At 69.7% G+C, this 841-nt stretch carries 1 protein-coding gene and 1 pseudogene; both read right to left on the bottom strand.

Translation table 11 applies throughout. From position 1 onward, the window contains the following. Positions 1–529: multicopper oxidase domain-containing protein (locus MHO01S_RS16145; protein WP_157553827.1), on the bottom strand; the 529-nt coding region annotated here is incomplete at its 3' end. Next, positions 522–841 (bottom strand): annotated as a pseudogene (locus MHO01S_RS16150) (ATPase P); the annotation flags it as partial. The gene MHO01S_RS16145 and the pseudogene MHO01S_RS16150, both read right to left, overlap by 8 nt.

Consider the following 841-nt stretch of genomic DNA (forward strand, 5'->3'; position numbering starts at 1 on the left):
TGAGCGCACCGTAGAGGCCGTGGTCCAGTTGCGGGCCGACGTGGGGGTGGAACCAGTAGGTGCCCGGATGCGGGGTGACGAACTCGTATGCGAACTGTCCGCCCGGGGCGATGGGGGCTTGGGTTACCGGAGGGACCCCATCCATGTCGTTGCGGAGGGCGAGTCCGTGCCAGTGCACGGAGGTGTCCGCGTCGAGCTGGTTGCGGACGGTCGCTTTCAGCGTGTCGCCTGCGGTGAGCCGGATTACCGGGGCGGGGATACCTCCGAACGCCCAGGTGGCGGCGGCGGTACCGGCCAGGTCGAGCGTGGTGGGGGCGGCGGTGAGGTCGACGGTGGTGACTCGGCCGGTGCCGCCGCGGTTCTTCTCCGTGCCGGACACCGCTGCGCCGGTGGGTGTCACCCATTGCGGCGCGGGGGTGCAGGAGGCGAGCACGGCTGCCGCGACGGCGCCCAGTCCGAGTCCGAGCACACCTCGTCGGGTCAGCAGCATCGGGGAGGACGGTGTGGGAGAGAGCGGACGGTCAGGCATGTTCGGGCTCCTTCTGCATGGTCGTCGCAGCGGGCGCCTGGGCGGGCAGGCGGAGCCGCTTGAGGAGGAGGGCGTTGACGGCGACGATCACGGAGGAACCGGACATCGACAGGGCGGCGATCTCCGGGGACAGCATGATCCCGAACGCCGGATAGAACACGCCAGCGGCGATGGGGAGGGCGGCGGCGTTGTATCCGATGGCCCAGCCCAGGTTCTGCCGCATCTTTCGCAGTGTGCCCTTGCCGATCTTGAGTGCGATCGCAACATCGAGCGGGTCCGAGCGCATCAGGACCACGTCGGCGGTCTCGATGG

The sequence above is a fragment of the Microbacterium hominis NBRC 15708 genome (genome assembly GCF_001592125.1).
Classification (GTDB): Bacteria; Actinomycetota; Actinomycetes; order Actinomycetales; family Microbacteriaceae; genus Microbacterium; species Microbacterium hominis.